The sequence below is a fragment of the Azospirillum sp. NS33 genome (assembly GCF_059703765.1).
On sequence record NZ_BAAKJB010000016.1, the window covers coordinates 130,803 to 152,709 of the forward strand.

Sequence of the window (21,907 nt, forward strand, 5' to 3'; positions counted from 1 at the left end):
GCACTCCCTCGTCGCTGGTGTCCGCTCAGGTCAACGGCCGTGACCGGCCGCGGTGCCGCGCCGCAGGCCTCAGCGCGGGCGCGGCTTGGCCCGCGCCGTCGGTTCGGCCTGCAAGGGATCGTCGGGCCAGTGGTGCTTGGGGTACTGGCCCCTGAGGTCGGCCTTCACGTCCCTGTAGGCGTTGGCCCAGAAGCTGGCGAGGTCGCGGGTCACCTGGACGGGGCGGCGCGCCGGCGAAAGCATGTGCAGCAGCAACGCCACCCGCCCGCCGGCGATGCGCGGCGTCTCGGCCAGCCCGAACATCTCCTGCAGGCGCACGGCCAGGACCGGTTCCTCTCCGGAATAGTCGATCGGCACCCGCGACCCGCTGGGCACCGTGACATGGGTCGGCGCCTCCTCCTCCAGGCGCTTGGGCAAGGGCCAGGGCAGCCGCGCCGCCAGCGCCCCGGCGAGGTCGAGCCGCTCCAGATGGGCGCGCCGGGTCATCCCGGCGAGATGGGGTGCTAGCCACTCCTCCAGCCCCGCCTCCAGCGCCGGGTCGGAGACGTCCGGCCACGCCTCGCCCTCGATGCGGCGCAGGAACGCCAGCCGGGCCTGCCAGCGCCGCAGACCGTCGCTCCAGGGCAGGCAGGCGAGCCCCATGGCGCGCACCCCGGCCAGCATCGCCGCGGTGACCGCCTCGGCCGGCGGCGCCGCCAGGGGCCGGTCCTCCAGGGCCAGGGCGAACAGCATGCGGCGCTGGCGCGCCTGCACCGCCTGCTCCCGGTCGTCCCAGGCGACCACCGCGGTGTCGCGGATCTGGTCGGCGAACGCGTCCTCCAGCTCCGCCCGGGCCACCGGCGCGGCCAGGAAGATGCGCGACTCCCGCGCCGCCCCGTCGAGGTCGGCGACCGCCAGCCACTCCTGGGCCACCAGCGGCTCGGGGTCGGCGAAGAAGGCGCCGCGGCCGTTGGACAGCCGGTACTGGGTGCCGCCGGCGGCGCGCCGCCGGGCGATGCGGTCGGGGTACGCCAGCGCCACCAGCAGGCCGGTGGCGGCCAGCGGGGTGTCGCCGTGCCCGGCGCGGAGCTGGCGGCGCCACTGCCGGGCCTGGCGCAGCGCCTGCTGGGCGGCGCCGCGCTCCACCGACAGGCCGCGGCCGGCCCGCCCCCGCCCCTCGGCGTCGAGGCCGCGCAGCAGTTCCACCCGCAGGCGCAGGTCGGCGTCGCGGAAGCCCGGCTGGGCCTTGACGATGTCGCGCTCGCCCAGCAGCGCCGCGACCTCGCAGGCCAGCCCGCCCAGCCCCCGCTCGCGCCCCATCAGCATCATGTGGGCGAGCCGCGGGTGCACGCCGAGGCCGGTCATGCGGCGGCCGTGGCCGGTGATGGCGCCGTCGGCGTCGAGCGCGCCCAGCCCGCGCAGGAGGTCGCGCGCCTGGGCGAGCGCCGCGGCCGGCGGCGGGTCGAGCCAGGCGAGATCGCCGGCGTCGGCGACGCCCCAGGCGGCCAGCTCCAGCGCCAGCGGGGCGAGGTCGGCGTCGCGGATCTCCGGCGCCGCGAAGGGGGCCAGCGCGCGCTGCGCCGCTTCGGACCACAGGCGGTAGCACACGCCGGGTTCCAGCCGGCCGGCCCGGCCGCGGCGCTGCTCGGCCGAGGCCTGGGAGACCTTGGCGGTCACCAGCCGGGTCATGCCGGAGCGCGGGTCGAAGCGCGGCGCCCGCATCAGCCCGCTGTCGATCACCACGCGGATGCCTTCGATGGTCAGGCTGGTCTCGGCGATGGGGGTGGCCAGGACGATCTTGCGCAGGCCCGGCGGCGCGGGGGCGATGGCGCGGTCCTGGGCCTCGGCCGGCAGGTCGCCGTAGAGCGGGGCCAGCAGCACCCCCGGCCCGGCCACCGTGCCCTCCAGCAGCGCCTGGACGCGCCGGATCTCGCCGGCCCCGGGCAGGAACACCAGCAGGTTGCCGGTCTCCTCGGCCAGCGCGTGGCGCACCGCGGCGGCCACCGCGTCCTCCACGCGGGCCCCGCGGGCGGGGGCGTCGAGGTGGCGGGTCGCCACGGGGAAGGCGCGCCCCGCGCTGGTCACCAGCGGCGCGTCCCCCAGCAACGCCGCCACCGGCCCGCCGTCCAGCGTCGCCGACATGGCGACCAGCCGCAGGTCGTCGCGCAGCGCGCCGCGCGCCTCCAGGCACAGGGCCAGCGCCAGGTCGCTGTCGATGCCGCGCTCGTGGAACTCGTCGAACAGCACGGCGCCGACGCCGGCCAGCTCGGGGTCGTCCTGGAGCTGGCGCAGGAACAGGCCGTCGGTCACCACCTCAATGCGGGTGGCGGGGCCGACCCGGGTGTCCAGGCGCACGCGGTAGCCGACGGTCTCGCCGACCGCCTCGCCCAGCATCGCGGCCATCCGGCGTGCGGCGGCGCGGGCGGCCAAGCGCCGGGGCTCCAGCACCACCACCTTGCGCCCGGCCAGCCACGGCGCGTCGAGCAGGGCGAGCGGCACCCGGGTGGTCTTGCCGGCGCCCGGCGGGGCCTGGAGAACGGCGACGCCGCGGCGCTCCAGCGCCGTCAGCAGGGCGGGCAGGACCTCGTCGATGGGAAGGGGCAGCACCGCAGCGGGGCCTTTACCTTGGGGAATACCGGGATAGGTATTTGTGCTACCACACCCCGCCGGTCCCGTCACCGGCGCCGCTTCGGAGCCATGAGTCCACGCGTGGTCAACGTCAAGAAATACTCTCCGGTTCTCGATGCGATCCTCTTCGGCGGCTCGAGCGTCGCCATGAATCTGATCGACCTGTCGGCGCAGGCAGCGCCGGAGAAGCGGCTGTTCGCGTCCCGGGCGCTGAGCCACGCGGTGATCTTCAAATACCCGAACTTCCCCGAACGCCTGCCCTCGCGCGATCTCTCGGGCTGGAGCGGCCGGCCGCAGGGCGCCGAGGAGTTCCGGCCGATCGAGACGGGCGTGTACCTGCCCTACGATTCGGAGCAGCCGCGCGAGGGCGGGTCGGCGTTCTACCTGCGCCAGAAGAACTATCCCGCGCTGATGCAGGAGTACCTGGGCCTGAGGGGTGACTCCGACAAGGATGGGTTGCAGCGAGACTCGGTGATCCTCAACCTTCTGGACACGGTGCCGTCCCTCGACCCGTTCCTGGTGAAGGACTGCCTCGATGCCAACGGCATCGCCTTCGACCCCGACTACCTGCAGCTCGACCGCGCCGAGGTGGCGAAGATCCGCCAGGCGATCGGGGTGAAGATCTCCGAGATCGTCGACAAGGCCCTGGCCGACGAGCAGCGCTCCGCCCAGGACCGGCAGCGGATGGTCGACAGCCTGTGGGACCCCTCGCTGCCCGAGGCGAAGGACTTCATCGCCGCCTTCGGCATCTCCGAGCAGGAGGCGCCGCTGGTGTTCGGGGCGTGGAAGGGCATCACCTTCTATCAGGTCCAGCTGCGCGACATCGCGCCGCGCATGGGTGAGGCGTTGCGCTGGTTCGGCTCCCCGGCCTCGGTCCCGACCGACGCCATGGCGGTCAGCCGGGAGTCCCGGGAGCAGCTCCAGATGTTCAAGGGGCGCATCGCCAAGCGGCTGATCGCCACCGGCGAGGAGGCCCGCGCGCTGCTGCGCGACTACGAGGCCTGCCACCAGGAGTTCCTCGCCGGCCGGCCGCGCAAGCTGGTGTCGTTCCTCAAGGACAGCCGGCGCTCCTACTGGGTTCTCGCCGGGTGCCTGTCGGCGATCCACAGCGCGCTCAACATGCTGTTCAACGACGTGCGGGCGCAGCGCGAGAACCGCCTGACCAACGACGAGGAGCACGACCTGTTCCGTCGCCTCGATGTGGTGCTGGACCGCCGCCGCGACGCCCCCATGGCGTTCTGAGGCGCCCCCCTTGGCGTCCCGCGGCGGTCTCCGGCCCGACCCGCTGCGGGGTGCCACGTCAAAGGCTTGGCGAAAATCCCGTATTTTGTTTATGGTTTCGTGGCGTCCCTTCCACAACGGCCACGGTTGCGCCATGAACGACGTCGCCCTGTTCCTCGCCCACGCCATGAAGCTGGAGGAGGAGGCCGCCCTGCGCTTCTCCGACCTGTCCGAGGCGATGAAGACCTACGGCAACCAGGAGGTCGCCCGCTTCTTCGGGAAGATGGCCGAATTCTCGCGCCTGCATCTCGCCGACGCACGCAAACGGGCGGGCTTCCACGCCATCCCCGACCTGGCGCCCGAGGACTACCGCTGGCCCGACGACGAAAGCCCGGAATCCGCGTCCATGGAAGGGTCGCACTATTTGATGACCGAGGATTACGCGCTCGACCTCGCCCTCGACAGCGAGCGGCGGGGCCTGGCGTTCTATGCCACGGTCGCCCGGACCAGCGACGATCCCGAAGTGCGGATGATGGCGGAGGCGTTCGCGGCCGAGGAGGCCGAGCACGTCGCGCAGCTGGAGGTGTGGGCCAGGCGCTTCCCCAGGCGGGTGTGAGGCGCCGGTCGTCCCGCGCCGAGCGGGGGACGGCGGGCCGCCGTCGCCCCGGGCCGGCGATCACCCCGGCAGCTTGGCCCAGTCGATCTCGTACTCCCTGGGTCCGGGCTTGTAGCCCTTGAACGCGGCGATGACGGAGTCGACGGCCGTGCCGTCCGGCACGTTCTGGATCTCGTAGACGATGGAATCGCCGCTGGTCGGGCCGACATCGGCGGATTTCAGCGCCTTCGACACTAGGCCTTCGCGCGCCACCTTGATCATCATCGAAGCCATTGCACACTCCCGTCGTTGCGGCGGTCGTCCCGCCAAAACCATAATCGAAATACGGTTATAAGGGGAGTTCCGCGGCGCGGGCCGTGCGACACTCCGTCGCAGGGGGGCGGCGGCGGGCGGGTGTCAGTCCGCGACGTCGAACAGCTTGTGGAAATGGGCGACCGCCAGCAGGTGCTTGACCCCGTCGCGGGCGCCGTGCAGGGCAAACGGCACGCCCTTGCGGTGCGCCACGTCGCGGGCGACGATGAACATGCCGAGGCCCGAGGAATCGACGTAGTCGAGGCCGGACAGGTCGAACACCATGCTTGGCCCGGCCGCCCCGTCGACCGCCGTGAGGAGGCCGCGGAACGCGTCGTGGTCAGTGAAAGTCAGTCGTCCGATCAGCCGAAACACCGTGGCGTCGCCGCGTTGGCAAATCGTGTAGTCCATGGCGTGTCCCGCGGTTGTACGGCACCTTGACGCCACGACCATAGCATAGGATGCAAGACGATTCTATGCGCACAAAGATGTCGGTTCGATGACGCGACGATTCAGGACGTCAATATTTCGTCGCCGCGTGGGGTGTGCTGGCCCCGCAGCGATCGACTCTTCACGCAACCGTCATTGCAGCGACACGGCTTCGATGACCGGGGCGTCCGCGCCGCCGCCGGTGATCGTCGCCACCAGCCACGCCGAGTAGGCGGCGCGGGCCTCGCCGCCGAGATGCATGAGGTCGCAGTAGCTGGCGGCGTGCTGGAGGCGGCGAGGGAACCGCCAGACCTCGAACGCGTCGTCGCCGGCGAGGCGCGCCATCGCCTCCGGCGGGAACGGCGCGCCGCCGAAGCGGCTCTTCTCCACGGCCGGGGGGCGGCGCATCTCGAGAACCGTCACCGGAACACCGGCGGCGCCGGCGCGCGCGGCGAAGGCGCGCACGCGCGCGTAGGCCTCCGCGTCCGCGGACAGGGTGAAGCGCCAATCCTGCCGGTCGATGAACGCCGCAAGGTCCGGCGCCGCGCGATCGGGCGCCGCGCCGCCACCGGACCGGCCCGCCGCCGGAGTGACCGCCGGGAAGGCCGCCGGGATGGCCGCCGGGAAGGCCGGAGCGGTCGGCGGGCCGTCGCAGGCCCGGGCGTATTGCTGGTGCACCTGGTCCAGCGAGAACGGATGCCCGCCCACCAGGGCGTCGCCGGTGCGGCGCAGGCGGTCGGTGAGGAAGGCCAGCGGGCGGCGTTCCCGGAACAGCAGGTCCATGTCGATCAGCACCCGGTCCGGCCGGCTGGCGAGGATGTCGTCGAGCAGCGGCTCGAAATCGCGGAAGTCGGCGGCGTCGGCGGTGATCCGCAGGAACACGAAGGGAGCGGCGCCGCCGGCCGCGGCGAGGTCCGCCATGGCCGCCTCGTCCAGCGTGGCGTCGCGCAGCCGCGAGGTGCCGAGTGCGACGACCAGCGTCCCGTCCGGCGCGCGGCGGGCGCGGGCCTCGGCCGCCTCGATCCGGTTGCGGTTGTAGAGGACGAACGGATCGGCGTAGGTCGAAAACCCGACCTTCTCCAGGGCGAAGACGGTCGTGGTGCCGAGCACGGCCAGCAGAACGGTGGCGGCGGCGAAACGCTGCAGGCCGACGGGAATGCGGCGACGGCGGGGGGTGTCGGCTTCGGTCATGGCGTCGACGGCCTCTTGGCGACAGCGGGGACTGCCGGTTCCAACGCCGGACGGCGGCCTCGGGCTCCCCGCGAGGGCCTGGAATTTCGGGGTAGGCGGCGCCCGGCGGCGGCGTGGACGGGGCACCCCGGGGGGTGGCCGCCGCGCCGCACCCCGCCGCTTTCGGTGCCGTGGCGCAGCGTTTGGTGTAGACTTTGCGCAGGGCGCCCCGCGCGGCGGAGCGGCCGTGACTACGCAAGCAGACGAGGCGGCCATGAGCACCGAGATCCGCACCTTCCACATTCCCGCTGCCGATCGCGAGGAGTCCCAAGGCGCCTTGTCCGCGTTCCTGCGCACCGTGGAGGTGCAGCGAATCGACACCGCCTATGCCGACGGTGCGTGGCAGGTCCTGGTGCTGTTCCAGGACCTGCGCCGGAAGGAGGAATCGCTGCAGATCGAGAGCGCCATCGGCGGCGCCCTGAACCTGTGGCGTGAGCGGGTCGCCCGCAGTTCGGGGGTGAGCCGCGACGCCGTGCTGGCGGACGAGCTGGTGCCGGAGATCGCCCGCTTCGCCCCGACCACCGAGCGGGAGCTGTCGGTGATCGTCGGCGCCCGCGGCGCCGACCTGGGCCAGTTCGGGGCGGAGATCGTGCAGGTCGTGCGCAGCACCCTGGACGAGTTGATCGAGGACTGAGCGGCCGGCGGCGGCGCCCGCCCGGCCGTGCTCAGGGGGCTTCGGACGATCGCGACTCGCCCGAAGCCCTCTGAGCGCTAGGCCGCGGTGACCGGCGGCTCGGCCTTCTCCACCTTGAGGGCGATGCCGTCGATGCCGACCACCTTCACGGTGGTGCCGGCGGGCAGGTCCGGCCCCTCGACCGTCCAATGGGAATCGCCGACGATGGCCCGGCCGCGGCCGTTGACGATCGGCGTTTCCAGCGTGTGCAGCGTGCCGATGTACTGCTCGGCCCGGCGGTTCAGGTGCAGCGAGGGGTCCGGGCCTTCGCCGCGACGGTAGAGCAGACGCGCCCCCACCACCGCACCGATGGCGAGCACGCCGAACAGCAGGAACTGGACCTGCCACATCATCTCCGGCCAGGCCAGCAGCGCCAGCCCGACCAGGCCGGCGGCCGCACCCAGCCACAGGAAGGCGGCGCCCGGGGCCAGCGTCTCCACCGCGCCGAGCATCACCGCCACCACCCACCAGTGCCAGAACTCCACCATTCCCAACCACCTCCGCCCGCCCCGCGGGCCGCCCCGGTGCGGATGCCCCGGGAATGTCCGTCGCCGTGTGTAGCCCGGTTCAGCCCTCGCTCCAAGGCCCGCGCGTCGGCGGGGTGTCCGGCGCCGCGCCGGCGGGGGGGACGACGCCGGGCGGCGGGGCGGGCATGGCGACGGCGACCGCCGTGGGGGCGGCCTGGCCGGCCGGCACCGGGTCCGGGCGCCGCGCGGCGAAGGCCTCGCGGGCGATCTCGGCCACCCCGGCGATGGAGCCGATGACGCCGGTGGTCTCCAGCGGCATCAGCAGCACTTTCTGGTTGGGAGCGGCGGCCAGCTCGCCCAGCGCCTTCACGTAGCGCTGGGCGACGAAGTAGTTGATGGCGTGAAGGCCGCCGTCGGCGACCGCCGCCGACACGGCGCGGGTCGCCTTGGCCTCGGCGTCGGCCTCCCGCTCGCGCGCCTCGGCGTCGCGGAAGGCGGCCTCGCGCCGCCCTTCGGCCTCCAGGATGGCCGCCTGCTTCTCGCCCTCGGCGCGCAGGATGGCCGCCTGGCGCTGGCCCTCGGCGACCAGGATCGCGGCGCGGCGCTCGCGCTCCGCTTTCATCTGGCCGGCCATGGAATCGACGAGGTCGCGGGGCGGCTGGATGTCCCGGATCTCGATGCGGGTGACCTTGACCCCCCACGGCGTGGTGGCGTCGTCGACCACGGTGAGGAGCTGGGCGTTGATCTTGTCGCGCTGCGACAGCAGGTCGTCGAGGTCCATGGACCCCAGCACCGTGCGGGTGTTGGTCATGGTCAGGTTGAGGATGGCGCGCTCCAGGTCGTTGACCTCGTAGGAGGCCTTGGCGGCGTCGATCACCTGGAAGAAGACCACGCCGTCGGCGGTGACCATGGCGTTGTCCCGGGTGATCACCTCCTGCGACGGCACGTCGAGCACGGTCTCCATCATGCTCTGCTTCTTGCCGACGTGGTCGATCACCGGCGTCACCAGGTGCAGGCCCGGCGGCAGGGTGCGGGTGTAGCGGCCGAACCGCTCCACCGTCCATTCCTCGCCCTGCGGCACCGTCTTGACCCCGAGCAGCACCATCACCATCGCGAACACGACCAGCGCGATCACGAACAGCGTAAAGCCTCCGAAGAGCGCGTCCATTCCCATTCCCCAGTCCCGCTTCCGTTCCCGGGACGATGCCATGGCGGCGGCGGGAAATGAAGGATGGTGGCCGCAGACCGGCCCCGCACCGCGGCGCCGGCCGGCCGCTTACTGGCCGAGCACGGCGCCGACGTGGCGCAGCGGCGGGTTGGCGTCGCACAGGATCTTGAGCACCGCGAGGATCGGCACGGCCAGCAGGGCGCCGGGGATGCCCCACATCCAGCCCCAGAACAGGATCGACACGAACACCGCGATGGGGTTCAGGGACAACCGGCGGCCGATGATGGTCGGGGTGATGACGTTGCCCTCCATCGCGGTCAGGGCGACGAAGGCGAGCGGTGGCAGCAGGATCTGCCCCAGGGTGTCGAAGGTCAGCAGCGACACCAGGAACAGCACCGCCGCCATCACCGCGGCGCCGATGAAGGGGACGAAGTTGACGATGCCGGCCAGGGTGCCCCACAGGCCGGCGTTGGGCAGGCCGAGCAGCCACATCACCAGGGCCGTGGCGCCGCCGAGCGCGGCGTTGATGAGGGTGATGGTGGCGAGGTAGGCGGCGATGTTCTGCTGCACCGTGCCGGCGACCATGGCGTAGTGGACGCGGTCGTCGATGCTGCGCAAGGTGCCCAGCAGCGCCTCGAAGCTGTTGCGGCCCCGGGCCAGGAAGAAATAGAGCAGCACCTGCAGGATCACCACGTTGGCCAGGAACGCCTGGGTCCGGTCGAGGACCTGGTCGGCCAGCGACGGGCCGCGCACCACCACCTCGCGCGCCCCGGAGTTGGCGTTGGCGATCTCTTCCAACTGCTGGGACGCCTCGCGGGCGCGCTCGATGCTCTCGCGCAGGTCGCCCAGCTTGAACTGCACCTCGCGCAGCACCACCGGCATGCGGTCGATCCACTCCGCCGCCGGCGCGGTCAGGGTGTAGACGGCGAACAGGGAAAGGCCGAACACGCCCACCACCACGGCGGCCGCCCCCAGCCATTCCGGCAGGCCGACCCGGTAGAGGCCGCGCACCACCGGGCGCAGCAGGAAGCTCAGCAGCAGGGCGAGGGCGATCGGCAGCAGCACGTCGCGGCCGAAATAGAGGGTGTAGAGCACGGCGATGGCGAACAGGCCGATCACCGCGACGTCGACGGCGCGGCGGCCGGGACGGCCCGGCGGGTCGTCCGGCGCGGTGCCGGGCGCCGGGTCGGGCGCCGGATCGGGCGGCGGGCCGGGGGGCGTGTCGGAGGCTGCGGGGCGGGGTGGTTGGCCGGGGGCGGGCGCGTGGCGGTCGATCATCGGTGTCGTCGTCTCCGTCCAGCCCCCGCGACGCTTGACGGCGCGCGCCCGGGGAGCCGAAGGTGCGGGCTTGCGGGGCCGCCGGCGCGGCGGCTCCGGCCCCGATCACCATTCTCGGAGACGGATGACCATGCGCGGCCCCTTTCGCCCGGTAAACGCTTCGGCAGCGCCCTTGGTTCTCGCCGCCAGCATTATTGTCACGCTTGCGCCGGCCGCCGCCCGGGCCGAGGCGGTCGGCCGGTTCTCCAACGACTGGACGGGCAACGGGCTCGAGGTGGAGGCGGTGGCCGACCCCGAGGTGAAGGGCGTGACCTGCCACGTGGTGGACTTCGACCGCAGCCTGATCGACCGCCTGTCGAAGGGGAACTGGTTCGAGGACCCGTCGAACGCCTCGATCGCCTGCCGCCAGACCGGCCCGATCGTCATCGGCGACATCGAGCTCGACAGCGACGGCGAGGACGTGTTCTCGGAACGCAAAAGCCTGGTGTTCAAGTCGATCGCCGTGCGGCGCATCTACGACCGTGCCAACGACACGCTGATCTACGTGATCTACAGCCGCCAGGTCACCGATGCCTCGGCCAAGATGGCGATCTCGACGGTGCCGCTGTGGGGCACCGAGGTGACGTGGAGCAACGGCAAGCCCGGGGGCTGAGGCCGGGCGGCGGGGCGGGGGAGCGCCCCGCCCGCCGATGAACGGCGCGGCGACCGGGGCCGCGTCATTCGGGGGTGGCGGAATCGCCCTCGGTTTCCGGCGTGCCCATCATGGCGTTGGCGACGAGACCGGCGTTGGCGCGGATCTTGTCCTCGATGGTCTTGGTGGCGTCGGGGTTGCTGCGCAGGTAGTTCTTGGCGTTCTCGCGCCCCTGGCCGATCCGCGTGCCGTCGTAGGAGAACCAGGCGCCGGACTTGTCCACCACGCCGGCCTGGATGCCGAGATCGAGCAGTTCGCCCACCTTCGACACGCCCTCGCCGTACATGATGTCGAACTCGACCACCCGGAACGGCGGGGCCATCTTGTTCTTCACCACCTTGACCCGGGTCTGGTTGCCGACCACCGTGTCGCGGTCCTTGATCGCGCCGATGCGCCGGATGTCGAGCCGCACCGAGGCGTAGAACTTCAAGGCGTTGCCGCCGGTGGTGGTCTCCGGGTTGCCGAACATGACGCCGATCTTCAGGCGGATCTGGTTGATGAAGATCACCAGGCAGTTCGACTTGGAGATCGACCCCGTCAGCTTGCGCAGCGCCTGGCTCATCAGCCGGGCGTGCAGGCCGACATGGCTGTCGCCCATCTCGCCTTCCAGTTCGGCGCGGGGCACCAGGGCGGCCACGGAATCCACCACCAGCACGTCGATCGCACCGGAGCGCACCAGGGTGTCGGCGATCTCCAGCGCCTGTTCGCCGGCGTCGGGCTGGGAGATCAGCAGCTCGTCCACGTTGACGCCCAGCTTGCGGGCGTAGCTCGGGTCGAGCGCGTGCTCGGCGTCGACGAAGGCGCAGGTGCCGCCGGTCCGCTGGGCCTGGGCGATGGCGTGCAGGGCCAGCGTGGTCTTGCCCGAGCTCTCCGGTCCGTAGATTTCCACGATGCGCCCGCGCGGCAGGCCGCCGATGCCCAGCGCGATGTCCAGGCCGAGCGAGCCGGTGGACACCACCTCCGCCTCGACCGAGCTCTCGCGGGCCCCGAGCTTCATGATCGAACCCTTGCCGAAGGCCCGCTCGATCTGGCTCAGTGCGGCGTCCAGAGCCTTCTGCTTGTCCATGGAATCCTTCTCGACCACACGAAGCTGGGGGGACGACATAGCGCGAATCCCTTTCTTAGACCACAGGGGCGGGCGAACTGCAACGAGGCTGATCGTACGCGGTTCGTTCCGGTTTCGCAAGCCGAGTTTCCCATTTGTTCGCATTCCGCCCGGCTCCTCCTCCGGCTCCTCCCCCGGGCCGCTTCCGGTGGTGCGGAACCCACCCGAACGGCCTTTGACGCGGACGGCCTCAGGTATAACCTTTATCCTATGGCGACCGATGGGGAGGCCATGACCGTTTCGCTCGTCCGCCGCAGGGCGCTCGCCGCGCTCGCCGGCTCGCTGCTGTGCGCCGGGGCCGTCCCGTGGGTGGCCAGACCCTCCCTTGCCGGGTCCGCCGGTGGCGAATTGGCGCCTGCACCCTCCGCGCCGTCCGTGCTGCTCCGCATCTCCTCGGAGAACGGGCCGGCCCACGTCCACACGCGCATCCTGCAGCGGTACGCCGATGCCCTGGCGACGCGGTCCGGAGGCCGGCTGGTGGTGGAGTTCCATCACAGCGGCCAGCTCTACCGCGACCGCGACGTGGTGATGGCGCTGCAGCAGGGACGGGTGGAAATGGCGGTTCCCGGAACCTGGCAGCTCGACCGCTACGAGCCGACCGTCGGGGCGACGCTGCTGCCCATGTTCTACGGCCGGGATTCCATGGCCATCGACCAGGTGCTGGACGGGCCGGTGGGGCGGCGTCTCGCCGCCCGGCTCGAGGCGACGCTGGGCCTGCGCGTGCTGGGACGGTGGATTCCCCTGGGCTTCGCCCACCTCTACACGCTGGACCGGCCGGTGCGCCGTCACAGCGACCTGAAGGGCCTGCGCATCCGCTCCCCCGGCGGCGAGGTCAACGACCTGCGCCTGACGGCGCTGGGGGCGCAGCCGGTGCCGGTCCCCTGGACCGACCTGCCGCACGCCCTGGAGGCCGGCCGGGTCGACGGCCTTCTCAGCACCCACGCCACCGTGGCCAGCGCCGCCCTGTGGCGCCACGGCGTGCGCCACGCGTTCGAGGACCGCTCCTATCTGCCGCAATACGTTCCCCTGGTGTCCGAGTATCTCTGGCAGCGGCTGACGCCCGACCTGCGCGGCCTGGTGGCCGCGGTGTGGGACGAGCAGGTCGAGGCGGCCCGCGGCGAGACGGCGGCGGCCCAGGAGGAGGCGCGCCGGGCGCTGGTCGCCAACGGCGTCTCCATCGCCGTGCCGTCGGCCGAGACCCTGGCGGAGTGGCGCGGCCGCCTGTGGCGGCTGCAGGAGGGCTGGGTGGCCGACATGGGCATGGACAAGGAGGTCGTGCGCATTCTGGAATCCGGTCTCGACGACGTGGCGGCGCGGTGACGGAAGGGAGGGACGGCCACGCCATGAAGGGCCCCATGTCACGAACCCGCATCGCCCGCTCCTACGTCGCCCGCTCCTACGTCGGCCAGGCGGCCGCAGTGGCGTTGCTGGCGCTGATGGCGCTGCTGGCCTCGAGCCTGTGGTCGTCCCGCGACGCGGCGGTGCGGCTGGCGGAGCTGTCGCTGCTGCACGAGACGCGCCTGCAGGCCCAGCGGGTCGACGCCGTGGTGACGATGGTGGACTTCACCCTGCGCGCGCTGTCCGACGACCTGGGCGACGCCTCCCCCGCCCCGGGCGCCCTTCCGGAGGCGTCGACCCTGCTGGCGCTGGCCCGCCGCAGCCTGGCCTCGGCGCACAGCGTCACCGTGGCCGCCTACGGCGCCGACGGCACGCTGGCGGGCACGGTGGGGCGGCGCGGGCTGCTGCCGGCGGCGGTGGCGGACCAGCCCTTCTTCGCCCGCCACCGCGACCAGCTCGCGGTGTTCCAGTACGCGACCGCGGCGCAGGTCGGCCAGGACGGGCGGCCGTTCCTCGTCTTGAGCCGCGCCGTGGTGGCGCAGGGGCGCTTCGCCGGGGTGGTGCTGGTGCTGGTCGATCTGGAGCACCCCTTCGACCACACCCAGGGCGACGGTGTGGAGCCGGCGCCGCAGGCCAAGATCCTGTTCGACGCCACGGGAACGGTGCTGGCGGCGTGGCGGATGGCCCGATGGGCGCCGCACGACGAGGCCAGCGACAGCCCCTTCGCCCGCCTTCTGGACCATCCGGACCGCGCCACCGTGGCGCCGGACGGCGAGTGGATCGTCGTCGTTCACCAGCTCGCCGATTTTCCGTTCCGCCTCGCCGCGGCGATGCGCCGCGACGCGGCGCTGGCCGGCTGGTGGCAGGAGGCCCGGATGCTGGTCCTGACCCTGGCGGTGGCGGCCGCGCTGCTGGTGGGGCTGGTCGCCGTCCTGGCGGGCCAGGCGCGCCGCCGTCACACCGCCGAGGAAGGGCTGCGCGACCAGCTCGCCTTCCAGAAGGTGCTGCTGGACACCATCCCGTTTCCGGTCTTCTGGAAGGATGCGGAGCGCCGGTACCTCGGCTGCAACGCCGCCTTCGAGGTTCTGGTCCGGTGCCGCGCCGCCGATCTGGTGGGCCGCACCGCCGAAACCCTGTTCGCGACCGAGGACGCGGCGGAACACGGGGCCGTTGATCGCCAGGTGCTGGCCGACGGGGCGAGCCGGTCCTACGAGCGGGTGTCGCGGTTCCCCGACGGGGTGGAGCGCGCCATCGTCGTCTGCAAGGCGGCGTTCGCCCGTGCCGACGGGACACCCGGCGGGCTGGTCGGGGTGATGGTCGACGTCACCGAGCGCCGCCGCACCGAAGAGCGGACGGCGGCGTTGCTCAAGGCGCTGGAGCACACCCCGAGCAGCATCCTCATCACCGACGCCCAGGGCACGGTCACCTACGTCAACCCGACCTTCAGCGAGACCACGGGGTACGCCGCCCACGAGATCGTCGGCCAGAACCCGCGCATCCTGCAAAGCGGCGAGACGCCGGCGGACACCTACCGCGCGCTGTGGGACACGGTCACCGCCGGGCGGGTGTGGCATGGAGAGTTCCGCAACCGCCGTAAAAACGGGCAGGTCTACTGGGAACGCGCCGCCATCGCGCCGATCCTCGACCAGGACGGCCAGCCCCTCAGCTACGTGGCGGTGAAGGACGACATCAGCGCCGACAAGATCGCCGCCGAACGGGTGTGGGAACAGGCCCATCTCGACGCCCTGACCGGGCTTGCCAACCGCGTCACCCTGCGCGACCGGCTGTCGACCGCCCTCGACGGGGCGCAGCGCGCCCGCGGCCGGCTCGCCCTGCTCTACATCGATCTCGACCGCTTCAAGCCGGTCAACGACCGCTTCGGTCACGAAACGGGTGACACGCTGCTGATGCAGGTGGCCGACCGCCTGCGCGAGAACGTTCGCGGCGACGATCTGGTGGCCCGGCTGGGCGGCGACGAATTCGTCGTGCTGATGGCCATCCACACCCCCGCCGAGGCGGAAGCGGTGGCGGCCCGCATCCTCGCCGCGATGACCCGTCCGTTCGCGCTGAGCGTCGGCACGGTGGAGATCGGCGCCAGCATCGGCGCCAGCGTCTACCCCGGCGACGCGACGGACGCCGACGCGCTGATCCGGCACGCCGACTGCGCGATGTACGTGGCCAAGCAGGCGGGCCGATCGACCGTGCGGTTCTACGACGCGACGATGCGCGGCCGTGACACCCCGGCGGTCACGTCGCTGCCCGAATGACCTCCTTCACCTTGGAGGCGAGCTGTTTCAAGGAGAACGGCTTGGGCAGGAAATGGGCGTTCCCGGCGCCGTCGAACTCGTCCTTGAAGCGGTCCTCGGCGTAGCCGGAGATGAAGATCACCCGCATGTCGGGACGGCGCTCGCGCACCTTGCGGGCGAGGGTGGGGCCGTCCATCTGGGGCATGACCACGTCGGTGATCAGCAGGTCGATGCGCGAGCCGTCACCGATCTGCTGCATCGCCGCCTCGCCGTTCTTCGCCTCCATGACCTGGTACCCCTTGTTGCGCAGCGCGCGCGCCGAGAACACGCGCACCGCGTCCTCGTCCTCGACCAGCAGGATCGTGCCGCTGCCGGTGAGATCGCTGCCGCGCCGCTCGCGCGGCTCTCCGGTGTCGGCGGGGCGCGGCTGGCCCTGGTGGCGGGGCAGCAGGATGGTGAACCTCGCCCCTTCGCCGGGCGCGCTCTCCACGAAGATGAAGCCGCCGGTCTGGCGCACGATGCCGTAGACGGTGCTGAGGCCGAGCCCGGTCCCCGACCCCACCTCCTTGGTGGAGAAGAACGGCTCGAAGATGCGCTGAAGGTTCTGTTTGGGGATGCCGACCCCGGTGTCGATCACCTCGACCGAGACGTAGTCGCCGGTCGGGATGATCTCGTGCTCGCGCCGGTCCGGCGCGGCGACGGCGTAGTTCGACGTCACCACCGACAGCCGGCCGCCGCTGCCGGCCATGGCGTCGCGGGCGTTGACGACGAGGTTGATGATCACCTGCTCGAGCTGGTTCTGGTCCACTTTCACCAGGCCGAGGTCGCGGCCGTGGATCATCCGCAGCTCGATGTTCTCGCCGATCAGGCGGCGCAGCAGGTTGGACAGCTCGGCCAGCACGTCGGTCACGTTGATGATGCGCGGCTGCAGGGTCTGCTGGCGCGAGAACGCCAGGAGCTGGCGCACCAGGTTCGCCGCGCGGTTGGCGTTCTGCTTGATCTGCATGATGTCGCTGAACGACTGGTCGCCCGGCTTGTGGCGCAGCAGCAGCAGGTCGCAGAAGCCGATCATCGCCGTCAGCAGGTTGTTGAAGTCGTGGGCGACGCCGCCGGCCAGCTGGCCCACCGCCTGCATCTTCTGCGACTGGGCGAACTGCGCCTCCAGGTTCTTGCGCTCGGTCAGGTCGATGAACTGGAGGATCAGGCTGGCCCCGGACTCGTCGCCGATCCCGCCGTCGACGCGGCTGAGCCGGCGGGTGTAGAGCTGGACCACCAGGTCGCGCTCGCCCGACAGGCGGACCTCCAGCGGCGCCTCGGGGTTGGCCCCGTCCCGCACCTCGCGCAGGCGTGCGGCCACCCCGGCGCGCTCGCCCGGCGCGATCAGCGCCGACAGCGGCCGCCCGAGGACGGCGTCCGCCGGGGTGCCGATCAGCGACAGGAAGGCCTGGTTGCACTCCACCAGGCCGCCGGCGCCGTCGGCCAGGGCGATGCCGATGGGGGCGTCCTCGAAGAACCGCTGGAAGCGCTGCTCGGAAATCCGCAGGGCCTCGGCCCACCGGTGCTCCGGCGACAGGTCGCGCACCACGGACCGGGTGTAGACCGTGCGCCCGTCGTCGACGATCACCACGGTCTGGGCCGCCGACGCCTGGAAGCGCCGCCCCGACGGCCCGCGCATGGTCAGCTCGCCGCGCTGGTCGGTGCCGCCGGACGCGAACAGGTCGTAGGGCTTCGCGCCGGCCGGGGGCTCGGCCAGGACCTCGTGCAGGCGACGCCCGCCCTCCACGAGGTCGCGCTGGGCGCAGCCCAGCCAATCGGCCAGCGTGGCGTTGACGAACAGGAACATGCCGTCCTGGTCGACCGAGTAGAAGCCGACCGGCGCATGGTCGAGGAAATCGACCAGCTTGCTCTGCTCCTGCAGCATCACCTGTTCCAGCTCGCGCCGGGCGGTGATGTCCTCCAGGCGCCAGTGCACGGCGCCGGGGAACCCGGGGATCGGCAGCGCCTGCACGCGCCGCCATTCCGGCGACGCCGCCTCCCGCGCGATCCGCAGCTCGGCGGTGGCGGGAACGCCGGCCCTGGCCCGCTCGCGCACGCGGTCCAACTCGGCGCGCGATTCGGTGTCGGCGCCGACCAGGCGTTCCAGCGCCGCCAGCGGCGGCTCGTCCGGAGCGGCGGCGCACAGGGCGCGGAAGGCGGCGTTCACGAACACCGTCCCGTTGCCGGCGTCGCACACGACGTTGCCGACGTTCAGGCCGTCCAGCGCGCCCGTCACCAGGGCGACGTCGTTGGCGAGGTGCCGGCGCAGGCGGGCGATGCGGGTCACCAACGCCGCCGCGCCGACGGCCACGGCCGCGGTCCCGGCCCAGGCGACGGAATCCTGGGCGAGGGCCAGCCCGGCGGCCACCGCCACCAGGCCGGCGGCACCGACACCCTGCAGCAGCGCCGCGGCGATCGCCACGCGCGGCGGTGCGGCGGGACCGATCCGGGAGGCGTCGCGGCGCGTGTCGAGGAAGGAGGATACGTCGCCCACCGGCTCTCCCGCAGTGCCCGTACGTTGCGTGGCGGCGGTGGCCGGGGTCATCCCCCGGGGGTGCGCCGCTTCAGCTTGAAAACATAGGTGATCACCTCGGCCACCGCACGATAATGCTCCGCGGGCACCTCGTCGTCGATGTCGACGGTGGCGTACAACGCCCGGGCAAGCGGCGGGTTCTCGACGATCGGGATGTCGTGCTCGGTGGCCACCTCGCGGATCTTCATGGCCAGGGTGTCGACGCCCTTGGCCAGCAGCACCGGCGCCTGCATCGTCTGCGGGTCGTATTTCAAGGCGACGGCGTAGTGGGTCGGGTTGGTGACCACCACGTCGGCCTGGGGGACGGCGGCCATCATGCGCTGGCGGGCGCGCTCGAAGCGCAACTGGCGGATGCGGTTCTTGACGATCGGGTCGCCTTCCGCCTGCTTGTGCTCGTCCTTCACCTCCTGCTTGGTCATCTTCATCTTCTTGGAATGGCTGTGGATCTGCCACGCCAGATCGCCGGCGGCGATGAGCGAGAGCACGGCCAGGACGCCGACCAGCAGGTGGAAGGCGATCTCGTCCATGGAGGCCAGCAGGGACATGATGTCGATGCCGACGAACAGCTCGATGGAGCGCACCATCGGCGCCAGCGCCAGATAGGAGACGCCGCCCACCACCAGCATCTTGCCGACGCCCTTGGCCAGCTCCACCGCCTGGGAGGCCGGCGAGAACATCCGCTTCACCCCGCTCAACGGGCTGATCTTGCTGAACTTCGGGATGATGAGCTTCCACGAGATGTGCCAGCCCGTCTGCAGGATGTTGGCCAGCACCCCGGCCACCACCAGCAGGAGGATGGGCAGCCACAGCGCCCACAGCGCGTCCATGGCCGCACGGTGCATGACCTGCCCGACGCCACCGCTGTCCATCGGCAGCTGGTAGATGTTGGCGATGTAGAACGACAGCCGCTGCGCCATGCCCGCCATTGTTCCCGGCAGGATTGCCACCAGGGAAATCAGCATGACGGCGACGATCAGCCAGTTGTTGATTTCCTGGCTGCGCGCGAATTGTCCTTCTTCGCGAGCCTTTTGTTTCTTTTTTTCTGTCGGCTCTTCTGTTTTTGATGACTCGTCGGCGTCTTCGGACACCGTGGATCTCCGCCGGGGTTGCGCCGCGACCGCTCAGGTCGGGCTGAGGAACTCGATGAACGTCGTTTCGAAATGGCTCAGCCAGAACATCATCATGCCCGACAGGGTCAGGGCGAAGAGGAACAGGCCGATCGCCACCTGCGCCGACATGAACAGGAAGAACACCTGGATCTGCGGGGCCAGCTTCGACAGGATGCCCAGCGCGATGCCGAACATCAGGCCGATGATGAGGAACGGCGCCGCCATCTGGACGCCGATGACGAAGCTCTTCGACACCATGCGCGCGATCAGGTCGGCCATGTCGTTGGTCGGCAACGGCGCTCCCGGCTCGAACAGCGAATAGCTGTCCACCACCGCCATGATCAGCAGGTGGTGGAGGTCGGTCAGGAACAGCATCAGCAGGCCCAGCCAGCCCAGCAGCGCACCGGGCAGCGTGCCCTGCGAGCCCATGGCGGGGTTGAACATCTGGGCGTTGGCGAGGCCCGACTGGGTGGCGATGATGGTTCCCGCCACCTCCAGGGCGCCGACCAGGATGCGCGCCACCGTGCCGATGAAGATGCCGACGGTCATCTCGGCGATCAGCAGCTTGGCCAGCGCGAACACCTGCTGCGGCTCGGGCGGCAGGCGGGGGCTCAGAACCGGGGCGACGACGACGCTGACGGCCAGCGCGAACAGCAGCCGGGTGCGCGTCGAGACGAAGGGATCGCCGATGGTCGGCATAACCATGAAGGCGCTGCCGACCCGGGCGAACACCAGCAGCCACACGAAGATCTGTTCGGCGAACAGGGTCTCGATCAGATCCATGGGCACCGGCCCCTCCGCCCGCGCGTCAGCGCCCGACGCCGATGGCGACGATCCGGTCGGTGATCTCCTGGTTGAAGAACTGCTCCAGCTCGCCCAGCATGTAGGGCATCAGCAGGATCGACAGGCCGAAGACGACCAGCACCTTCGGCACCATGGACAGCGTCTGTTCCTGGATCTGCGTCACCGCCTGCAGCACGGAAATGATCGTGCCCACCACCGTCATGGCCACCAGGATGGGGCCGCACACGAACACCAGCGTCACCAGGGTGGTGCGGCACAGCTCGATCACTTCGGTGTCGGTCATGGGGCTGGACGTTCCTGGCCGGCGCCGTCACATCGGCATGCGCAGGATTTCCTGGTAGGCCGTGATGACCTTGTCGCGCACGGTGGTGACCGTCTGAAGGGTGAGCTCCGCGTTCGACACCGCCTGCACCACGTCGGACAGGTCGGCCTGGCCGACGGCGGCCATGGCGGTCACCGTCTCGCCCTTGCGCATGGTGTCGACCGCGGACGAGGCCGCCTCCTTCAGCACATCGCCGAAGCTGGGCCCCTCGTCGCGCGGCGCCATGCCCGGCCCCGAGGTCCTGGCCGCGGTGTTGGCGTAGGCGGCGATCACGTTGGCGACGTTGGCGACCATGGATGGCACTCCTCAAGGCGGGGCGGGCGCGGGCGGGCGCCGGTCAGCCGCGCAGGATGTCGATGGTGCGCGACAGCATCTGGCGCGCGGATTCGATGACGGACAGATTGGCCTCGTAGGAGCGCTGGGCCTCGCGCATGTCCATGGATTCGATGATGGTGCTGACGTTGGGCATGAGGACATAGCCGTCGGCGTCGGCGCTGGGGTGCGACGGATCGAAGCGGCGCTGGAAGTCGCCGGCGTCGACGCCGATCTTGGCGACCCGGACGGTGTCGACGCCGAGCTGGCGGTCCAGCTCGTTCTGGAAGGTCACCGTCTTGCGGCGATAGGGCAGGTCGCCCGGCGTCTCCGCCGTGGTGTTGGCGTTGGCGATGTTCTCGGCGATCACCCGCAGCCGCGTGCCCTGGGCCTTCATGCCCGAGGCCGACACCGCCATGCTGTTGTAGAGGTCCATGCGTCCACTCCTCCCTTAGGCCCGCGCCGTCACGCCCCGCCGCGGCCCAGCGCCATCTTCAGCATGTTGATCTGCTTGCGGTAGAGGTTGGTCATCGTCTGGTAGTCCATGGCGTTCTGGGAAACCTTGAGGACCTGCTCCTCGATCACCACGGCGTTGCCGTCGGGCGCCGTCTCGTAGGGATTGCGCACCCGCTGCTCTTTGGCGAGCCCGCCCACCGGCACGGTGCCCTGCAGGTGCGTGGCGCTGGTCGTGCTGGCCTGGAGCCGCCGGCTGTCGGCCAGCGCGTCGCGGAAGGAGAAGGGCTTGAGGTCCTGCGGCTTGAAGTCCGGGGTGTCGGAATTGGCGATGTTCTGGGCCAGCGTCCCCTGCCGCTGGGTCAGCCAGTCCATCTTGCGCGTCAACAGCTTGTAGATCGCCAGATTGTTGAGGTCCATCGTCCGCTCCGCCGTCGCCTGCTCCGCCGCCCGCACCCTCCCGCGCCGCCGCCCGACGGCAACCGGACGCGTCGGGGCGGGCACACCGCCACGTCGGGATGGTGCGCGGATTTGCGTTAATAAAACCTGAATCCGTGCCACGCCCGCCGGTCGGCCCCGGGAAACGGCCCCGGGAAACGGCCGCCGCAGCGTTGCTCCCGCGGCGCGCTGTGGTAGGGTGCGGTCCCGTTCCCCAGCCGCGATGGAGTCATGGCCCGCGCCGCCGCCCGTCCCGCATCTGGCACAGCCGTCCGGCGGTGCGCCGCGCCCTGGGCGCGCGCCGTCGTCCGGATGGCGGTGGTGGTGGTGGTGCTCCAGGTGCTCCTGCCGGTGCAGGCGCTGCTGGCGGTGGCCGACGCCAACGCCGGCTGGGACAGCGTCTGCCTGGCCAACGCGGGCCGGCGCGAGGCCGGCGGCGGCTCGCCGGCCGGCTCGCCGGCCTCGGCGGCGGGCTGCCCGGTGTGCACCGCGGTGGCCGCCGCCGTCGGCGCCCCGCCGCCGCTGCCGGCGGTCCTGCCG

At 71.5% G+C, this 21,907-nt stretch carries 22 protein-coding genes; 7 read left to right on the plus strand and 15 right to left on the minus strand.

What is annotated here, in order from left to right; translation table 11 throughout:
- Window positions 1-69 precede the first annotated feature (69 nt).
- Complete coding sequence (gene hrpB / locus AC6H2I_RS15720) at window positions 70-2,586, minus strand: ATP-dependent helicase HrpB (protein WP_497501610.1); 2,517 nt, start codon at window positions 2,584-2,586, stop codon at window positions 70-72.
- 90 nt (window positions 2,587-2,676) lie between these two features.
- Between hrpB and AC6H2I_RS15725 the strand changes: the two genes are divergently transcribed.
- Window positions 2,677-3,849, plus strand: coding sequence for a hypothetical protein (locus AC6H2I_RS15725; protein WP_497501611.1), 1,173 nt, complete (start codon window positions 2,677-2,679; stop codon window positions 3,847-3,849).
- Between the two features lie 133 nt (window positions 3,850-3,982).
- Window positions 3,983-4,444 (plus strand): ferritin-like domain-containing protein, encoded by a 462-nt coding sequence (locus AC6H2I_RS15730; protein ID WP_497501612.1) that lies wholly within the window; start codon window positions 3,983-3,985, stop codon window positions 4,442-4,444.
- A gap of 60 nt (window positions 4,445-4,504) precedes the next feature.
- Here the strand turns inward: AC6H2I_RS15730 and AC6H2I_RS15735 are convergent, their stop codons facing one another.
- From AC6H2I_RS15735 to AC6H2I_RS15745, 3 genes are all read right to left on the minus strand, one after another.
- Window positions 4,505-4,717, minus strand: coding sequence for a hypothetical protein (locus AC6H2I_RS15735; RefSeq protein ID WP_497501613.1), 213 nt, complete (start codon window positions 4,715-4,717; stop codon window positions 4,505-4,507).
- A 123-nt stretch (window positions 4,718-4,840) separates the two neighbouring features.
- A complete protein-coding gene (locus AC6H2I_RS15740) occupies window positions 4,841-5,146 on the minus strand; it encodes an STAS domain-containing protein (protein ID WP_497501614.1) in 306 nt (101 codons plus the stop codon).
- A gap of 171 nt (window positions 5,147-5,317) precedes the next feature.
- A complete protein-coding gene (locus AC6H2I_RS15745) occupies window positions 5,318-6,355 on the minus strand; it encodes a hypothetical protein (RefSeq protein ID WP_497501615.1) in 1,038 nt (345 codons plus the stop codon).
- A gap of 253 nt (window positions 6,356-6,608) precedes the next feature.
- Here AC6H2I_RS15745 and AC6H2I_RS15750 point away from each other — a divergent pair, with 253 nt between their 5' ends.
- Window positions 6,609-7,028 (plus strand): HRDC domain-containing protein, encoded by a 420-nt coding sequence (locus tag AC6H2I_RS15750; RefSeq protein WP_497501616.1) that lies wholly within the window; start codon window positions 6,609-6,611, stop codon window positions 7,026-7,028.
- Window positions 7,029-7,105: 77 nt separating this feature from the next.
- Here AC6H2I_RS15750 and AC6H2I_RS15755 read toward each other — a convergent pair whose 3' ends face one another.
- The 3 genes from AC6H2I_RS15755 to AC6H2I_RS15765 form a co-directional block, all read right to left on the minus strand.
- Window positions 7,106-7,555, minus strand: coding sequence for an NfeD family protein (locus AC6H2I_RS15755; RefSeq protein WP_497501617.1), 450 nt, complete (start codon window positions 7,553-7,555; stop codon window positions 7,106-7,108).
- A gap of 79 nt (window positions 7,556-7,634) precedes the next feature.
- A complete protein-coding gene (locus tag AC6H2I_RS15760) occupies window positions 7,635-8,702 on the minus strand; it encodes an SPFH domain-containing protein (protein ID WP_497501618.1) in 1,068 nt (355 codons plus the stop codon).
- A gap of 108 nt (window positions 8,703-8,810) precedes the next feature.
- Window positions 8,811-9,980, minus strand: coding sequence for an AI-2E family transporter (locus AC6H2I_RS15765; RefSeq protein ID WP_497501619.1), 1,170 nt, complete (start codon window positions 9,978-9,980; stop codon window positions 8,811-8,813).
- A gap of 172 nt (window positions 9,981-10,152) precedes the next feature.
- Between AC6H2I_RS15765 and AC6H2I_RS15770 the strand changes: the two genes are divergently transcribed.
- Window positions 10,153-10,632 carry a CreA family protein gene (locus AC6H2I_RS15770; protein ID WP_497501620.1) on the plus strand — a complete coding sequence of 160 codons (480 nt, stop codon included), beginning with the start codon at window positions 10,153-10,155 and terminating at the stop codon, window positions 10,630-10,632.
- A gap of 64 nt (window positions 10,633-10,696) precedes the next feature.
- Here AC6H2I_RS15770 and recA read toward each other — a convergent pair whose 3' ends face one another.
- Window positions 10,697-11,776, minus strand: a complete 1,080-nt coding sequence (gene recA, locus AC6H2I_RS15775; protein ID WP_497501621.1) for a recombinase RecA — start codon at window positions 11,774-11,776, stop codon at window positions 10,697-10,699.
- A 231-nt stretch (window positions 11,777-12,007) separates the two neighbouring features.
- Between recA and dctP the strand changes: the two genes are divergently transcribed.
- On the plus strand, window positions 12,008-13,096 hold the full coding sequence (gene dctP / locus AC6H2I_RS15780; RefSeq protein WP_497501622.1) for a TRAP transporter substrate-binding protein DctP: 1,089 nt from the start codon (window positions 12,008-12,010) through the stop codon (window positions 13,094-13,096).
- Between the two features lie 35 nt (window positions 13,097-13,131).
- On the plus strand, window positions 13,132-15,381 hold the full coding sequence (locus AC6H2I_RS15785; RefSeq protein WP_497501623.1) for a diguanylate cyclase domain-containing protein: 2,250 nt from the start codon (window positions 13,132-13,134) through the stop codon (window positions 15,379-15,381).
- Here AC6H2I_RS15785 and AC6H2I_RS15790 read toward each other — a convergent pair.
- Genes AC6H2I_RS15790 through flgB form a run of 7 tightly spaced genes read right to left on the minus strand, consistent with a single transcriptional unit; the run spans window position 15,362 to window position 21,349 of the window.
- The gene (locus AC6H2I_RS15790) at window positions 15,362-17,890 is read right to left on the minus strand and encodes a hybrid sensor histidine kinase/response regulator (protein WP_497501624.1); all 2,529 of its coding nucleotides are present in this window, start codon (window positions 17,888-17,890) and stop codon (window positions 15,362-15,364) included. The genes AC6H2I_RS15785 and AC6H2I_RS15790 overlap by 20 nt on opposite strands.
- A 47-nt stretch (window positions 17,891-17,937) precedes the next feature.
- On the minus strand, window positions 17,938-19,017 hold the full coding sequence (flhB, locus tag AC6H2I_RS15795) for a flagellar biosynthesis protein FlhB (RefSeq protein ID WP_497501625.1): 1,080 nt from the start codon (window positions 19,015-19,017) through the stop codon (window positions 17,938-17,940).
- Between the two features lie 33 nt (window positions 19,018-19,050).
- Window positions 19,051-19,821: a flagellar biosynthetic protein FliR gene (gene fliR, locus AC6H2I_RS15800; RefSeq protein ID WP_497501632.1), complete on the minus strand. Its 771-nt coding sequence runs from the start codon at window positions 19,819-19,821 to the stop codon at window positions 19,051-19,053.
- 25 nt (window positions 19,822-19,846) lie between these two features.
- Complete coding sequence (locus tag AC6H2I_RS15805; protein WP_497501626.1) at window positions 19,847-20,125, minus strand: flagellar biosynthetic protein FliQ; 279 nt, start codon at window positions 20,123-20,125, stop codon at window positions 19,847-19,849.
- Between the two features lie 27 nt (window positions 20,126-20,152).
- The gene (fliE, locus tag AC6H2I_RS15810) at window positions 20,153-20,458 is read right to left on the minus strand and encodes a flagellar hook-basal body complex protein FliE (protein WP_497501627.1); all 306 of its coding nucleotides are present in this window, start codon (window positions 20,456-20,458) and stop codon (window positions 20,153-20,155) included.
- A 43-nt stretch (window positions 20,459-20,501) separates the two neighbouring features.
- Complete coding sequence (gene flgC / locus AC6H2I_RS15815; RefSeq protein ID WP_497501628.1) at window positions 20,502-20,912, minus strand: flagellar basal body rod protein FlgC; 411 nt, start codon at window positions 20,910-20,912, stop codon at window positions 20,502-20,504.
- A gap of 29 nt (window positions 20,913-20,941) precedes the next feature.
- On the minus strand, window positions 20,942-21,349 hold the full coding sequence (gene flgB / locus AC6H2I_RS15820) for a flagellar basal body rod protein FlgB (RefSeq protein ID WP_497501629.1): 408 nt from the start codon (window positions 21,347-21,349) through the stop codon (window positions 20,942-20,944).
- Window positions 21,350-21,679: 330 nt separating this feature from the next.
- On the opposite strand from flgB, the gene AC6H2I_RS15825 reads away from it, so the two are divergent.
- A partial coding sequence (locus AC6H2I_RS15825) for a hypothetical protein (protein ID WP_497501630.1) occupies window positions 21,680-21,907 on the plus strand: 228 nt, incomplete at its 3' end.

Excerpts from the sequence above, each read along its gene's own strand:
- AC6H2I_RS15725 (WP_497501611.1), top strand. The coding sequence starts at position 2,677 with ATGAGTCCACGCGTGGTCAACGTCAAGAAATACTCTCCGGTTCTCGAT.
- AC6H2I_RS15730 (WP_497501612.1), top strand. The coding sequence starts at position 3,983 with ATGAACGACGTCGCCCTGTTCCTCGCCCACGCCATGAAGCTGGAGGAG.
- AC6H2I_RS15735 (WP_497501613.1), bottom strand. The coding sequence starts at position 4,717 with ATGGCTTCGATGATGATCAAGGTGGCGCGCGAAGGCCTAGTGTCGAAG.
- AC6H2I_RS15740 (WP_497501614.1), bottom strand. The coding sequence starts at position 5,146 with ATGGACTACACGATTTGCCAACGCGGCGACGCCACGGTGTTTCGGCTG.
- AC6H2I_RS15745 (WP_497501615.1), bottom strand. The coding sequence starts at position 6,355 with ATGACCGAAGCCGACACCCCCCGCCGTCGCCGCATTCCCGTCGGCCTG.
- AC6H2I_RS15750 (WP_497501616.1), top strand. The coding sequence starts at position 6,609 with ATGAGCACCGAGATCCGCACCTTCCACATTCCCGCTGCCGATCGCGAG.
- AC6H2I_RS15755 (WP_497501617.1), bottom strand. The coding sequence starts at position 7,555 with ATGGTGGAGTTCTGGCACTGGTGGGTGGTGGCGGTGATGCTCGGCGCG.
- AC6H2I_RS15760 (WP_497501618.1), bottom strand. The coding sequence starts at position 8,702 with ATGGACGCGCTCTTCGGAGGCTTTACGCTGTTCGTGATCGCGCTGGTC.
- AC6H2I_RS15765 (WP_497501619.1), bottom strand. The coding sequence starts at position 9,980 with ATGATCGACCGCCACGCGCCCGCCCCCGGCCAACCACCCCGCCCCGCA.
- recA (WP_497501621.1), bottom strand. The coding sequence starts at position 11,776 with ATGTCGTCCCCCCAGCTTCGTGTGGTCGAGAAGGATTCCATGGACAAG.
- dctP (WP_497501622.1), top strand. The coding sequence starts at position 12,008 with ATGACCGTTTCGCTCGTCCGCCGCAGGGCGCTCGCCGCGCTCGCCGGC.
- AC6H2I_RS15785 (WP_497501623.1), top strand. The coding sequence starts at position 13,132 with ATGTCACGAACCCGCATCGCCCGCTCCTACGTCGCCCGCTCCTACGTC.
- fliR (WP_497501632.1), bottom strand. The coding sequence starts at position 19,821 with ATGGATCTGATCGAGACCCTGTTCGCCGAACAGATCTTCGTGTGGCTG.
- AC6H2I_RS15805 (WP_497501626.1), bottom strand. The coding sequence starts at position 20,125 with ATGACCGACACCGAAGTGATCGAGCTGTGCCGCACCACCCTGGTGACG.
- fliE (WP_497501627.1), bottom strand. The coding sequence starts at position 20,458 with ATGGTCGCCAACGTCGCCAACGTGATCGCCGCCTACGCCAACACCGCG.
- flgC (WP_497501628.1), bottom strand. The coding sequence starts at position 20,912 with ATGGACCTCTACAACAGCATGGCGGTGTCGGCCTCGGGCATGAAGGCC.
- flgB (WP_497501629.1), bottom strand. The coding sequence starts at position 21,349 with ATGGACCTCAACAATCTGGCGATCTACAAGCTGTTGACGCGCAAGATG.